Annotated in this window: 13 protein-coding genes; 2 read left to right on the forward strand and 11 right to left on the reverse strand. The window is 34.4% G+C overall.

Annotation, left to right across the window (positions count from 1 at the left end):
• Positions 1-161: 161 nt before the first annotated feature.
• The 3 genes from ezrA to rpsB all read right to left on the reverse strand — a co-directional run bounded on the left by ezrA (position 162) and on the right by rpsB (position 4,016).
• Entirely contained in the window at positions 162-1,892 is a 1,731-nt protein-coding gene (gene ezrA / locus QJV49_RS06560; protein ID WP_225512961.1) for a septation ring formation regulator EzrA, read from the reverse strand.
• 204 nt (positions 1,893-2,096) lie between these two features.
• Entirely contained in the window at positions 2,097-3,125 is a 1,029-nt protein-coding gene (gene tsf / locus QJV49_RS06565; RefSeq protein ID WP_225512962.1) for a translation elongation factor Ts, read from the reverse strand.
• Positions 3,126-3,248: 123 nt separating this feature from the next.
• Complete coding sequence (rpsB, locus tag QJV49_RS06570; RefSeq protein WP_011836067.1) at positions 3,249-4,016, reverse strand: 30S ribosomal protein S2; 768 nt, start codon at positions 4,014-4,016, stop codon at positions 3,249-3,251.
• A gap of 357 nt (positions 4,017-4,373) precedes the next feature.
• On the opposite strand from rpsB, the gene QJV49_RS06575 reads away from it, so the two are divergent.
• Entirely contained in the window at positions 4,374-5,399 is a 1,026-nt protein-coding gene (locus QJV49_RS06575; protein WP_225512963.1) for a lactonase family protein, read from the forward strand.
• 232 nt (positions 5,400-5,631) lie between these two features.
• Positions 5,632-8,343, forward strand: a complete 2,712-nt coding sequence (gene adhE, locus QJV49_RS06580; RefSeq protein ID WP_225512964.1) for a bifunctional acetaldehyde-CoA/alcohol dehydrogenase — start codon at positions 5,632-5,634, stop codon at positions 8,341-8,343.
• A gap of 84 nt (positions 8,344-8,427) precedes the next feature.
• Here the strand turns inward: adhE and QJV49_RS06585 are convergent, their stop codons facing one another.
• The 8 genes from QJV49_RS06585 to rsmD form a co-directional block, all read right to left on the reverse strand.
• Positions 8,428-9,285, reverse strand: coding sequence for an Rgg/GadR/MutR family transcriptional regulator (locus tag QJV49_RS06585; protein WP_225512965.1), 858 nt, complete (start codon positions 9,283-9,285; stop codon positions 8,428-8,430).
• Between the two features lie 110 nt (positions 9,286-9,395).
• The gene (locus QJV49_RS06590; RefSeq protein WP_012898644.1) at positions 9,396-10,535 is read right to left on the reverse strand and encodes an MFS transporter; all 1,140 of its coding nucleotides are present in this window, start codon (positions 10,533-10,535) and stop codon (positions 9,396-9,398) included.
• Positions 10,532-11,425: a KxxxW cyclic peptide radical SAM maturase gene (gene kwcM, locus QJV49_RS06595; RefSeq protein ID WP_225512979.1), complete on the reverse strand. Its 894-nt coding sequence runs from the start codon at positions 11,423-11,425 to the stop codon at positions 10,532-10,534. The genes QJV49_RS06590 and kwcM overlap by 4 nt, the downstream gene beginning before the upstream one ends.
• Positions 11,426-11,431: 6 nt before the next feature.
• Positions 11,432-11,839 (reverse strand): hypothetical protein, encoded by a 408-nt coding sequence (locus tag QJV49_RS06600; RefSeq protein ID WP_225512966.1) that lies wholly within the window; start codon positions 11,837-11,839, stop codon positions 11,432-11,434.
• Between the two features lie 67 nt (positions 11,840-11,906).
• A complete protein-coding gene (locus tag QJV49_RS06605) occupies positions 11,907-12,020 on the reverse strand; it encodes a KxxxW-cyclized peptide pheromone (protein WP_011836076.1) in 114 nt (37 codons plus the stop codon).
• Positions 12,021-12,341: 321 nt separating this feature from the next.
• Positions 12,342-13,370 carry a SepM family pheromone-processing serine protease gene (locus tag QJV49_RS06610; RefSeq protein ID WP_225512967.1) on the reverse strand — a complete coding sequence of 343 codons (1,029 nt, stop codon included), beginning with the start codon at positions 13,368-13,370 and terminating at the stop codon, positions 12,342-12,344.
• Positions 13,357-13,854, reverse strand: a complete 498-nt coding sequence (coaD, locus tag QJV49_RS06615) for a pantetheine-phosphate adenylyltransferase (RefSeq protein ID WP_010906348.1) — start codon at positions 13,852-13,854, stop codon at positions 13,357-13,359. The genes QJV49_RS06610 and coaD overlap by 14 nt, the downstream gene beginning before the upstream one ends.
• A 47-nt stretch (positions 13,855-13,901) precedes the next feature.
• Complete coding sequence (gene rsmD, locus QJV49_RS06620) at positions 13,902-14,441, reverse strand: 16S rRNA (guanine(966)-N(2))-methyltransferase RsmD (protein ID WP_225512968.1); 540 nt, start codon at positions 14,439-14,441, stop codon at positions 13,902-13,904.
• Positions 14,442-14,556 lie beyond the last annotated feature (115 nt).

The following is a 14,556-nucleotide window of genomic DNA, read 5'->3' on the forward strand; positions in this document are numbered from 1 at the left end:
TATTATAATGAGCTATTTTCATTTTTTATCCTTTCAAGACATTTTTGATAGCTTTATTTCATTATAATAATTTTTGCGTGTTTTACCTAACGATATTATGCGAATATTCAGAATTCGTAATTCAACAAATAAAAGCAAGGTAATAGCCTTGCTTTTTTATTTTATAAATAATCAGGAGTAGGTTTATTTTTGAAATAAACCCCCGAAATTCTTGAAGCCGCTCCAGGTTCTACAAGTTCTAATGTTTTAGAAATTTCATCAAACGAGCCATCGTAGTCACGACTATTCTCAAAAAGTTGTAATGCTCTCGTAATACCTTGTGCAACTTGGTCATTTGAAGCCTTATAGCGGTTAGCATATTGAATCAATTGCTCAGCTAATACCGCATGATCAGTCAAATTAGTTGTTGCTTCTTTCAAAACATGCATATCTTCGGTGCTCACATCAACAAGATGATTAATTGTATCAATATTAATACGTACGCGTCCCAACTCTTTGAAAAGATTTTGTACTCGATCCCCTGTTGTAAAGAACAAGTCGAGGTAATCTTTAGGAAGGCCTGGAAGATTACATTTTTCGACATAACGTTTTATTGTACGAAGTTCAGAATCAAACCGTTCTGCAATTTCTTGAGCTGCTCGTTCTTCATCTCTAAGTCCTGTAAGAGTCTCACTAATCTTAATTTGATTCTTCTCGATATCTTCAAGGGCATTGACCACTGAATTCACCCTACGTGAGAGAATTGAATAAGGCATTGTCTTAGCTTGGATATTTCCTAGAATATCATCAACATCTGAATCAAGAGATTCTAAATGTTCTTGATATCCTCTAACATACCCTTTTTCATTTCCAGAAAGAATATAGGCCTGTGTAACATGGTCAATTTCAAGGAGAAGATTTTTATTGTTCGTTCTAATATGTTCAATGTATTCTTTAAGAACTGATGAACGTTTCTCAACGTTTCGACGTGCACTATACTCTCTTTCAAAAATAGCATAAAGTTCTTCAACTTTTTCTTGAATTAAACCAAGCTCAGCTTCTACTCGGTCTAGTTCAAATTGTTCTAACAATGAACTACTTTCAACGAGATGGTTGTGTAAATCATCCATTCTTTCTTTAATATCAACATTATCTGGAAGAATGTATTCTTCTGCGACAAATTTGTCACTTGCTTCTTGCAACTCTTCAAGTCGTTTAGGAACATCTTTTTCAATCGTTTTAATAAATGATGGAATTTGTTCTGTAATTGCTCTTAAAGCAATAGTATGTTCTTCAGCAGTTTCTAAAACTTCCGCCGCTTCAATCGGGTCACCTGTTGAATTCAGAGTTACAAACTGAGAAAATTCTGTTTCGATATTAGCCAAATGTTTTTCAAGTTCCGTAATAACTGTTCCATACAAATCTGCATTATCGGCAATATCACTACGTAAGTTATCATATAAATCAAGAGACTCTTGAATTTTATTTGAATTACGTTTTTCTTGTTCAACAAGTTGAGCGACTCCTTGTCGAATTCCTTCAACATCGCCTTCCATTAATTCAATTTGTGCTTCACTATCCGCTACAGATTCACGAGCACGGAAAAAATGGAATGAATCATTTAATTGTTCAGCTTCAAAAATATGTTCTTCTAAATCAGCAAAAGAATTTGAAGATAAATCAAGCCACTTTTGATTCCATTCCCGGAAAATCGTTTGTGATTGTCCGACGAGATGCATTTTTTTAACAGAATCAATTTCTTCTTGAACAGGTAAATCGAAAAGCGATTCTTTTCGCTCTTCTAAGGCTAATATACGGTCTTCTGTTTTCTTCCGCATTAATAATGCAAAAGCATAAAAGGCTACGAGAATAACTAATAAGACAACAATGAGGATAATGACAGTACTTGACATGCTTTACTCCATAAAATGATTTAATTACTTAAAAATAGTTTAATTACTTAGGTCAGATAGATTTTAAATGGATAGAAAATCTCAAATATAATTATAGCATATTGCGTCAAAGAAATACACTATTTTCTTAGTTTTATAGTCGAAAATCATATTTTTATGTTTAAAGTAAAAAAGACAACCTTCAGTGGTTGCCTTTTAAGTAAATTAAAGTCCCGCTTTAGCTGCTTCAACTTCTGCTGCGAAGTCTGTTTCAGCTTTTTCAATTCCTTCACCAACTTCAAAACGTGTGAATGCAATTGCTTTAGCTCCTTTTGATTCAAGGAAAGCTTCAACCGTTTTGCTATCATCCATGATGTAAAGTTGTGCAAGAAGAGCAAATTGTTGGTCAACTTTTGTGTTGTCAACGATGAATTTTGCCATTTTACCTGGAAGAATTTTATCCCAGATTTTTTCTGGTTTTCCTTCAGCTTTAAGTTCTTCTTCAAATGAAGCTTTCGCTGCTGCAAGAACTTCTTCTGTCAATTGACTCTTAGAACCAAATTCATGGTGTGGAAGTTCCGGCTTGTTAACAAGTACACGGCTAGCGTTGTCTTCATCAATCTTGTGATTCATTTGTGCCAATTCAGCTTTAACAAATTCTGAATCAAGTTCATCAGCTGAAAGAACTGTTGGGTTCATTGCAGCAATATGCATTGATACTTGTTTAGCAAGTGTTTCATCGGCGCCTTCAATAACAGATATAACACCGATTTTACCACCGTTGTGTTGGTAAGCACCAAAGTGTTGACCATCCGTTTTTTCAATAACTGCGAAACGACGGAAAGTAATTTTTTCTCCGATTGTAGCAGTCGCTTGAACAAGCTCTGCCTCAAGAGTAATACCAGAAGCTGTTTTAATCGCCAATGCTTCTTCGTTAGTTGCTGGTTTATTGGCTGCAATAAGTTCTGCTGTTTCTTTAACCAAAGCAACAAATTGATCATTTTTAGCTACGAAATCTGTTTCTGAGTTCAATTCAACAATCGCTGCAACATTACCGTTTACGGCAATCCCTGTAAGTCCTTCAGCGGCTACGCGGTCAGCTTTTTTAGCTGCTTTTGCAATCCCTTTTTCACGAAGAAGTTCTGCTGCCGCTTCCATATTTCCGTCAGTTTCAACAAGAGCGCGTTTAGCGTCCATGATCCCTGCACCAGTTTTTTCACGTAATTCTTTTACTTGAGCTGCTGTTACTGCCATTTTGTAAATCTCCTATGTGTTTTTTTCTGTCAGTATTGACAGTAGTTATATTTTAAAAAAACAGGTGAGGCGTAAGGCCTCGCCTGTTGTAGTTACTTAATTAGTATAAGTTGAAGTTAAAAATTATTTACCTTCAACGATTTCAGCAAGTTCTTCAAGTGATTCTTCTGAAGCTGCTTCTTCTGCTACGAAATCTTCCGCTGCATCTTCACCTTGGCGTCCTTCAATGATAGCGTCTGCCATTTTAGCTGTAATCAATTTAACAGCACGGATAGCATCATCATTTGCAGGAATAACTACGTCAATTGGTTCTGGATCTGCGTTTGTATCAACCATTGCTACAACTGGGATTCCCAAAGTTTTAGCTTCTTTAACTGCGATTTGTTCAGCATGTGGGTCAACGATGTACATAACATCTGGAATACGAGGCATATCAGCGATACCACCGATGAATTTTTCAAGGCGTTCGCGTTCTTTGTTAAGAAGAACTACTTCTTTCTTAGGTAAAACTTCGAAAGTTCCTTCTTCTTCCATTTTGTTGATTTCTTTAAGGCGTGTCACACGTGTTTGGATAGTATTCCAGTTAGTGAGCATACCACCCAACCAACGGTGGTTTACATAGTATTGACCAGCGCGGAGAGCTTCTTCTTTAACTGCTTCTGCAGCTTGTTTTTTAGTACCAACAAAAAGAACTACTGCACCTTCTTGTGAAGCGTTTTTCACATAGTTGTAAGCATCGTCAACAAGTTTTACAGTTTTTTGAAGGTCAATAACGTGAATACCATTACGTTCTGTGAAGATGTATGGTTTCATTTTTGGGTTCCAACGACGAGTTTGGTGACCGAAGTGAACACCAGCTTCAAGAAGTTGTTTCATTGAAATAACTGACATGTTAATGTCTCCTTTTAAAATAGTTTTTCCTCTTTCATCTGTCATCCGCAGCCGCAATACTTGCGTACACTACGACTTTGTCGAGACGAAATGCGAGATGGTTGCATAGCAACTCTATCATTATACATTGTTTGACCTATTTTTGCAAGTATCTATTCATGCTTCTATTGTTCAGTAAATCTATTTTTCTAGCCACTCCCATTGTCTAACAAATTTAATTGTTAATTTAGGCTCTATAATCACTAAAAGAGTAAGTTTTCAAATTTTTTTCTAAGAAAAAAATTAATATTTTGCTGAAACCGCTTTTTTTGTGATAAAATAATTATAGTAAATAAATTAGTTTGTGAGGAGAGAAATATGAAAGAAAAAATCCTTTTAGGTGGCTATACAAAACGTGTATCTAAAGGCGTTTATAGTGTTCTTTTGGATATTAAAGATGCTGAATTATCATCATTAAATGAAGTCGCTGCGGTTCAAAACCCTACTTATATCACTCTCGATGAAAAGGGACACCTATATACATGTGCAGCTGATAGTAACGGTGGTGGAATCGCTACCTTTGATTTCGATGGCGAAACTGCCACTCATCTCGGAAATGTCACAACCACAGGTGCCCCACTTTGTTACGTTGCTGTCGACGAAACTCGTCAATTAGTTTATGGAGCAAACTACCACCTTGGTGAAGTTCGTGTTTATAAAATTCAAGCCAACGGCTCTCTTAGTTTAACGGATACAGTTAGGCATAATGGTTCTGGACCACGTCCAGAACAAGCAAGCTCACATGTCCATTATTCTGATTTGACTCCTGACGGACGACTCGTTACTTGTGATTTAGGAACAGATGAAGTTACAGTTTACGATGTTATTGGAGAGGGTAAACTTAATATAGCCACGATTTATCGTGCAGAAAAAGGAATGGGCGCTCGCCATATTACTTTCCATCCAAATGGTAAAATTGCTTATTTGGTCGGAGAGTTAAATTCAACAATTGAAGTTTTAAGCTACAATGAAGAAAAAGGACGCTTTGCTCGTCTTCAAACAATTAGCACTCTGCCTGAAGATTATCATGGAGCAAATGGTGTTGCTGCCATCCGTATTTCATCTGACGGTAAATTCCTTTATACTTCCAATCGTGGACATGATTCTTTGGCAACTTACAAAGTTAGTCCACTTGGTACAAAACTTGAAACTATTGGCTGGACAAATACTGAAGGTCATTTCCCACGTGATTTTAATTTCAACAAAACCGAAGACTATATCATTGTTGCTCATCAAGAATCTGATAATTTATCTCTTTTCTTGCGAGATAAAAAAACCGGGACTTTAACTTTGGAACAAAAAGATTTTTATGCTCCTGAAATTACTTGTGTTTTACCTCTATAAAATTCTATTTTTTCACAAAGTTTGGCTGATAAACTACTAAATATTGCTAATTCCTATCAAAGAATTAGCAATATTTTTTTCTCCAACAAAGCTTGTTATAAACCGTTTTTCTAAACTTTTGATGAGTTTTTTTGTAAAAATTATCACAATATCGCTTGACATCTATAAAAAACTTTGTTAAACTATTCACGTAAAAGAAAGTGAATGAAATCACAAAGGAGAACCTACAAATATGGCAACTAAAAAAGCCGCTCCAGCTGCAAAGAAAGTTTTAAGCGCTGAAGAAAAAGCCGCAAAATTCCAAGAAGCTGTTGCTTATACTGACAAATTAGTCAAAAAAGCACAAGCTGCTGTTCTTAAATTTGAAGGATATACACAAACTCAAGTCGATACTATTGTCGCTGCAATGGCTCTTGCAGCTAGCAAACATTCTCTAGAACTCGCTCATGAAGCTGTTAATGAAACTGGTCGTGGTGTTGTTGAAGATAAGGATACCAAAAACCACTTTGCTTCTGAATCTGTTTATAACGCAATAAAAAATGATAAAACCGTTGGTGTCATTTCTGAAAACAAAGTTGCTGGATCTGTTGAAATTGCAAGTCCTCTCGGTGTACTTGCTGGTATCGTTCCAACAACTAATCCTACATCAACAGCAATCTTTAAATCTTTATTGACTGCAAAAACACGTAATGCTATTGTTTTCGCTTTCCACCCACAAGCTCAAAAATGTTCAAGCCATGCAGCAAAAATTGTTTACGATGCTGCGATTGAAGCTGGTGCACCGGAAGACTTTATTCAATGGATTGAAGTACCAAGCCTTGACATGACTACCGCCTTGATTCAAAACCGTGGACTGGCAACAATTCTTGCAACTGGTGGTCCAGGAATGGTAAATGCCGCACTCAAATCTGGTAATCCTTCACTTGGTGTTGGAGCTGGTAATGGTGCAGTTTATGTTGATGCAACTGCAAATATTGAACGTGCCGTTGAAGATCTTTTGCTTTCAAAACGCTTTGACAATGGGATGATTTGTGCAACTGAAAATTCAGCTGTTATTGATGCTTCAGTTTATGATGAATTTATTGCTAAAATGCAAGAGCAAGGCGCTTATATGGTTCCTAAAAAAGACTACAAAGCTATTGAAAGTTTCGTTTTTGTTGAACGTGCTGGTGAAGGCTTTGGAGTAACTGGACCTGTTGCCGGTCGTTCTGGTCAATGGATTGCTGAACAAGCTGGCGTCAATGTTCCTAAAGATAAAGATGTTCTTCTTTTTGAACTTGATAAGAAAAATATTGGTGAAGCACTCTCTTCTGAAAAACTTTCTCCACTACTCTCAATCTACAAAGCAGAAACACGTGAAGAAGGAATTGAGATTGTACGTAGCTTACTTGCATATCAAGGTGCTGGACATAATGCTGCAATTCAAATCGGTGCAATGGATGATCCATTCGTTAAAGAATATGGCGAAAAAGTTGAAGCTTCTCGTATCCTCGTTAACCAACCAGATTCTATTGGTGGGGTCGGAGATATCTATACTGATGCAATGCGTCCATCACTTACACTTGGAACTGGTTCATGGGGGAAAAATTCACTTTCACACAATTTGAGTACATACGATCTATTGAATGTTAAAACAGTGGCTAAACGTCGTAATCGCCCACAATGGGTTCGTTTGCCAAAAGAAATTTACTACGAAAAAAATGCAATTTCTTACTTACAAGAATTGCCACACGTCCACAAAGCTTTCATTGTTGCTGACCCTGGTATGGTTAAATTTGGTTTCGTTGATAAAGTTTTGGAACAACTTGCTATCCGCCCAACTCAAGTTGAAACAAGCATTTATGGCTCTGTTCAACCTGACCCAACTTTGAGCGAAGCTATTGCAATCGCGCGTCAAATGAAACAATTTGAACCTGACACTGTCATCTGTCTTGGTGGTGGTTCTGCTCTTGATGCTGGTAAGATTGGTCGTTTGATTTATGAATATGATGCTCGTGGTGAAGCTGACCTTTCTGATGATGCAAGTTTGAAAGAACTTTTCCAAGAATTAGCTCAAAAATTTGTCGATATTCGTAAACGTATTATTAAATTCTACCATCCACATAAAGCACAAATGGTTGCAATTCCTACTACTTCTGGTACTGGTTCTGAAGTGACTCCATTTGCAGTTATCACTGATGATGAAACTCATGTTAAGTACCCACTTGCTGACTACCAATTAACACCACAAGTTGCCATTGTTGACCCTGAGTTTGTTATGACTGTACCAAAACGTACTGTTTCTTGGTCTGGTATTGATGCGATGTCACACGCGCTTGAATCTTATGTTTCTGTTATGTCTTCTGACTATACAAAACCAATTTCACTTCAAGCGATCAAACTCATCTTTGAAAACTTGACTGAGTCTTATCATTATGACCCAGCGCATCCAACTAAAGAAGGACAAAAAGCCCGCGAAAACATGCACAATGCTGCAACACTCGCTGGTATGGCCTTCGCTAATGCTTTCCTTGGAATTAACCACTCACTTGCTCATAAAATTGGTGGTGAATTTGGACTTCCTCATGGTCTTGCCATCGCCATTGCTATGCCACATGTCATTAAATTTAACGCTGTAACAGGAAACGTTAAACGTACCCCTTACCCACGTTATGAAACATATCGTGCTCAAGAGGACTACGCTGAAATTTCACGCTTCATGGGATTTGCTGGTAAAGATGATTCAGATGAAAAAGCTGTGCAAGCTCTGGTTGCTGAACTTAAGAAACTGACTGATAGCATTGATATTAATATCACCCTTTCAGGAAATGGTGTCGATAAAGCTCACCTTGAACGTGAACTTGATAAATTGGCTGACCTTGTTTATGATGATCAATGTACTCCTGCTAATCCTCGTCAACCAAGAATTGATGAGATTAAACAACTCTTGTTAGACCAATACTAATAATCTATTGATGAAAGTAATTAAAACGCCCATATAAATTTATCTGGGCGCTTTTTTAATAGAATATAAATTAATGTCAAAGGATTATAATTTTTCAATTTCTTCAAAAAGAGCTTTTGCTTCTACTGAGTAACCGTAATCTCCCAAGGTTTGCGCGTGTTTTTTCATTTCTTCAATCGCTCCGTTTTGTTTTTGCAATACTTTATAATGAGCTTCATGATATTTTAAAATAATTTTTTCATAGAAAAAATTGATACTTATTCCTATTTCATTTAAGTGATTGATATATTTAAAAGCTTGCATCAAATTTTCTCGACGTAACCAAGTATCAATAAGATTTAAAAATGTTCTTATTACGATCTGCTGATTGAGATGAATTGAGTGATAATAATTTGCTTTTCCTAAAATTTGCATTCCATAATACTCTAAAGCATTATCATCAAAATGTCGAAGACAATTCCCAAAAATCCATAGTTCATAGCGTCCCCATTCGCTGATAGATTCAAGGTAGTTCATCAAAAAGTCAGTATCTTCCTTAAAAACAATAGAACCTTTTGCCATTGCTAAGTTGATTTTAACCACTATTTTATTAATCTGATAAAATTTATTATCAGGTTTCTGTTGGCATTTTTCTTCCCAAAAATTTTGAATTTCCTTTATTACTTTGATATTTTTTTGCGCATAAGCCACAGCCAACTCGTGACGGTAGTTGTATTCATCTGATTGTTCATATTCGTTATAAAGGTTTTGAAATTCATCTAAATAGACATTTGAGTTTTCTAAAACGGTAAATAGTTTACCCACCGTAATCTCTGTTTCTCCTTTTTCAAATTTTGCGAGCTGAGATTCTGAAAAATCGCCACCAGTCATTTCTTTTAATTTCAGATGCTTCGTTTCTCTGATAAAAGCAATTATTATTCCGGCTTTTAAATTTTTTTCCATTTCATTTTCCCTTTGTCATATATTCCAAATTTATTAAATTATTTGAAATTATTATACAACTTTGCTTTTAGCTTGTAAACTAGATAAAAAAACTACTGACAGCTTTTCTGTCAGTAGTTTTTTATTTTTCTAAAATAAATATTTTTTCTAGCTAAAAGATAAATTAGGAGAATAAGTAAGGAAATCAGACCAAATATTAAATAAATAAATTCTACAGTTAAATTTTGGGCAATTAGACCGCTTGATAAATCAGCAAAAATAAAAAACAGAGATAAAAATGTATCATATATTGACCAGAAAACTACTCGATTATTTTTTATTAGTTTATTAAATTCCCCAATGAAAAAGTTATTATAGCCACCATTTATTAATCTAAAAATAGAAAATAAAACAATAGTAGTAAATACCGATTTTGTAAAAAATAAAAGAATTGATATTAATGGTAATAGCATAACTATCGATAATTTTTTCCACTTTATTCGACTCCCAATTGCCATACATACATTAAAAGTAAACAAAACAAGCCCTAAATACTTAAGTGGAAAATAATGATATTTCAATAAAATACTACTCCAACTATTGACAGACATGATGAGTGTTGTGACAGTTATTCCTAATAAAATGAATAAGTTTAGCTTAGACGATACTTTTAATCCCTTTCGTAATGTCCTTATATTAATAGTTATTTTTTCTTCTTGTTTTTCTTCTCTTTTTTCTAATTTTATAAAACATAAAAAAATGGTTGAAAAAACAATAAATGCTACTGATATTATGATTGGTAAAAAACGATTGAAATGTAGTATGGCTGGTGTGATAATTGTCATCACTGATATTGCAAGATATTGTATTGAACTGCTGCCTTCAAGATATTTGCGATATGTAACATCATCTGGAAATTGTTCATAAGAAAAAGTTTGCATTACTCCAGAAGATAGAGCTTCTGATATCCCAAGTATGACCGCTGCTAAGATTGCTAAATAAAATTTTTCAAATAAAAATAGGGTAAAAGCAATAATTGACAAAATATTATTAAGTAATAATACTTTTTTTCTATTTTTTTGTTCAGCATAAATACCTAGCGGTAGATTTAAAATCACTCCTATTATTTGCGTCATTGCACTAATAATCATAATCTCAGAATATCTATAACCCAAAGCATTCATAATTAATATGCTAATAAAAAAATAGGGAAGGAGGGACAAAAAGAGTTTAAATAGAAAAAGTTGTTTATATTTGATTATGATTTTCATAGCTGACAAGTTTTATCTTTCGTAAAGTTAGGATTTAATGTTCTTTGTAATTTGGGATAGCATCCCCCCTCGCAAATTCTTAACATTGAGCACTTTAAACAATCTTTATTTTCTGTTTTAAATTCTCTAACTTCTGTATAATTTGAATCGTTTTTCCATATTTCAGTCAATGTTTGATGAAAAGCATTGGAAGTATGCTTTTCACCTAAAAATGCAATACAAGGTAAGACATCCCCGTTAGATAAAATCTCCATTTTCGTATGCTTCGCTCTACAACCAAAATACATATTTTCAAATTCCGATAGATTTTTTCCCTCCTCAATTAACTCTGGAAAAGCCGTAAAATAAAAACATCCTTCAACTGAAAAATTGAAATTATCTATTTTATTATCTAGTAGATATCTTCTAACTTTTTCTTCTAATTTTCTCAGGTCTGATATATTGTATATTTTTGTTATTTTTGTAAAACCAGTCACTTCGGAGTAGTCCGCAATAGAAAAACGGTCAATTTCGTTTTTAATCGCAAACTTCAAGAGCTCCATAATATCCTCTTCACTTTGATTAGAATAAACCGTATTTAATCTGACTTTCTTTTTTCTTTCATGAAAAAGCTTTATTAATTCTATTCCTCTTTTTGCCCTTGTACCCATGAGTTCAAAATTTTTAAAATCATCTATTGATTCAAGAGATATAACTGGGGTAATATAATCAGATTGGCAAATAATATCTATTGTTGATTTTTTTATCTCTTGACCATTTGTTGTTATTGTTGTCACTACTTTCAATGAATCAATAATTTTTAAAAGATTATCTATGTCTTTATATTTCGTTGGCTCCCCACCTAATATAGAAAATGATAAAATTCCATTTTCTTTTGCTTGACTTAAAATCTTTTTTCAATCATCTGCAAGATGAACATTTTCGTCTTCTCTGTTTGCAAGAAAGCAAAAGCCACAATGAAGATTGCAATACATACTAGGATAAATCACTAACTCTATTTGATTTAATTTTTTCAGCTCTTTAATCTTACTTTGTATTTTATTAATAATTGAGAAAGAAGATACCTCTTTTTCTTCTATCTCTCCTTTTTTATAAATTTTTTCTCGTAAAATTTTTGTTAGAGAATCAGCATTAAAATATTTTATGTATTCGTTAAATGCTTTTTCTTTTCCCATTTCTTTTACTAAAGATAAAAAAATAGACTCACTTTCTGACAATTCTAATCTGCTAAAATTATTTTTATTTATTAAAATTCCGCCGTTTTTCTCAACTCTAAATAATAATTCATCTGATAAAACGTACATATTAACATCCTTTCTAAATATTACTCAAAAAAAGGCGACTAAACGTCGCCAATTCTGCTATCAAATTTTATTTGCTAGCAGCCCATCCATCTCCCTTAGCCATTGAACTATTTTCCAATACATTTTTAAGCATTGCCAAAAGCTCTGGTTTGGTTGATTGTTCTTTAAGTTCTTTTTGCATAATAAATCTCCTTTTAATATAGACAGATACCAATTTTGATTCAATTGGTATCTGTTATTTTATCAAAATTATTGATAGTATAAATTTTATTTGGAATATATGCCAAAACTCTATTAATTGTTAAGTTCATGAGAAAACCCACGTTGTTACTATATTGGCTCTCTTTTTTTCTTCTTTATTTTTATTACTCTATCTCCAGTTTTTACTTTCAAAACCCCAATTCTAAACTTTTTATAAAAAAATTTATTTTATTTATCTTTTGTCATATATTCCAAAAATATCCGATGAAAAAACTACTGACAGAAAAGCTGTCAGTAGTTTTTATTTTTCTAAATAATCTAAAGCGTCCTGAATTGTTTTGACGGGAACGATTTTCATCTTCGTTTTTAGTTTTTTAGCGGCGGCTTTGGCTCCAAGGTAATTGTTGCTACTTTCCTTTTTGGTGCCTGAATCAGGCACTAAGAAGACTTTTGCCCCTTCTTTACTCGCTGTGGCTACTTTTTTATCAACACCGCCGATTTGGCCAATGCTTCCGTCGTGTTCAATCGTTCCAGTTCCAGCAATTTCGCGACCGTTTCGCAAATCTTTTCCTGTCAACTGACTGTAAATTTCTAGTGTAAACATCATCCCCGCAGAAGGACCGCCAATTGAACCCGCGTTGACAGTAACTTTCGGATTCGTCACGACTTCAGTATGGTCAACTAGGCTAATCCCAATTCCTGTTTTGCCATTAGCAATTTTGATGTATTTGCCAGTTGACTTGTGCTTTGTGCCGTCAATTCTCGTGTATTCAATCGTTACTGAATCACCGACTTTTTGTTTGGAAACATAAGCAATCATGTCGGCACTTGATGTAAACTGTTGACCATTGACTGCTGTAATCGTATCTGCAAGTTCTAGCTTATTTTTAAAGGTCGAATTCTTGGCAATATCAAGGACATAAACGCCTTCATATTTAAGTTCATAAGGTTTATTAGCTAATTTAAAAGCTTGATAAATCGCTGTATTCTGTGCGGTTTCCATGTAAAACTGGTTGACACGGTTGAACTGTGCGTCATTAAGACCTCCAGTCATTTCTTGCTCACTGTAAATGCTTGTAAAACTATTAAAATGGCTGTAAATCATTGTAGCAAGATTTGCTCGTGCAATTTGGACAGTCGTCAGGAAAAAATCACCTTTATGTTCATCTTTTTTGCCTTCAACTTTGACCATTTTTCCTAAGGGCTCGGTTGTTCCAGGCATCTCTACATAGTAATTAGTTGGATAGACTAAAACAAGTAAAGCAATAATAATTAGACCAATTGAGATTCCCCATTTTATTTTGGGATTAAGTTTTTTATTTTTTTTCATCTAATTTCCTTAATTCACGACTCACATTTTCTGGAACCCAAGCGCTGACATCTTGCCCAAAGGCATGTAATTCTCGCATCCGTGTGGAATTTAATGGTTCGAGTTCTGGTTTTGCTAAGAAAAAGATGGTTTCAATGCCTGTCATCTCCATATTAAAATAGAACATATTTTTTTCATATTCTAAATCTTGGCTATTACGCAGAGAACGAACCAGAGCTGTCACGCCAAGTTTTTTAGCAATATTCACTGTCAAATCACGTTCATGTTTGATGACTTTGACTTTATGAGTTACTGACAGACTTGTCAGTGCTTCTTCTAGCATTTCCACTCGTTTATCAGTTGGAAAAAGTGGATTTTTTTGGTCATTTTTAAAAATTCCAACATAAAGTTGATCAAAATGTTGACTGGCACGTTTGATAACGTCTAAATGACCATTTGTCAGTGGGTCAAAAGTTCCTGTAAAGAGTCCAATTTTTTCTGTCATTACTTTTTTCTTTCTTAATTTACTGACAGAATTTCTGTCAGTAAAAGTCAAAATTCATAAATTGAAATTTTAGAAATTCCATAAGTTTTTTGTCTGGTCAGCTCTAATTTCCCAATTTGGTCAGGGAGTTCAACTTCCTTGTCTGTTTCACAGACGACAATTACATTTTCTGTCAGTCGTTTTTTGTCTTGCAAAAGTTCTAAGTTTTCAACAATTTGTTCCTTAGCATAAGGTGGGTCTAAGAGGACTAAATCAAAAGTCTCTGACAAGTTTGATAAGACTCGTTCTGCTGACATTTTTAATAATTGAAATTTTTCAGGCTCTTTGGTCATCTTAATATTTTCCAAAATGACTTGTTGAGCTGCTCTGTCTTTTTCGACAAGAATGGCGTGATCCATTCCTCTTGAAATGGCTTCAATTGCCAAACTGCCTGAGCCTGCAAATAAATCAAGAACACGTCCCCCTTCAAAATAAGGGCCAATCATATTAAAAATGGCTCCTTTAACTTTATCGGTGGTTGGTCTTGTTGTTTTTCCTGCCAATGTTTTCAGCGGTCTTCCGCCATAATTTCCTGAAACTACTCTCATGAAAATAATTATATCACAAAATTTCAAATGGAGAGCCGAATCTCCCTGTAAGCCTTGGTCTAAAGGTTCTGTCAGTAAAAATTTTCTTATTATTTTACTGACAAAAAAATAAGTT

The sequence above is a fragment of the Lactococcus sp. NH2-7C genome (assembly GCF_029953655.1).
In the GTDB taxonomy this organism is placed as follows: Bacteria; Bacillota; Bacilli; order Lactobacillales; family Streptococcaceae; genus Lactococcus; species Lactococcus lactis.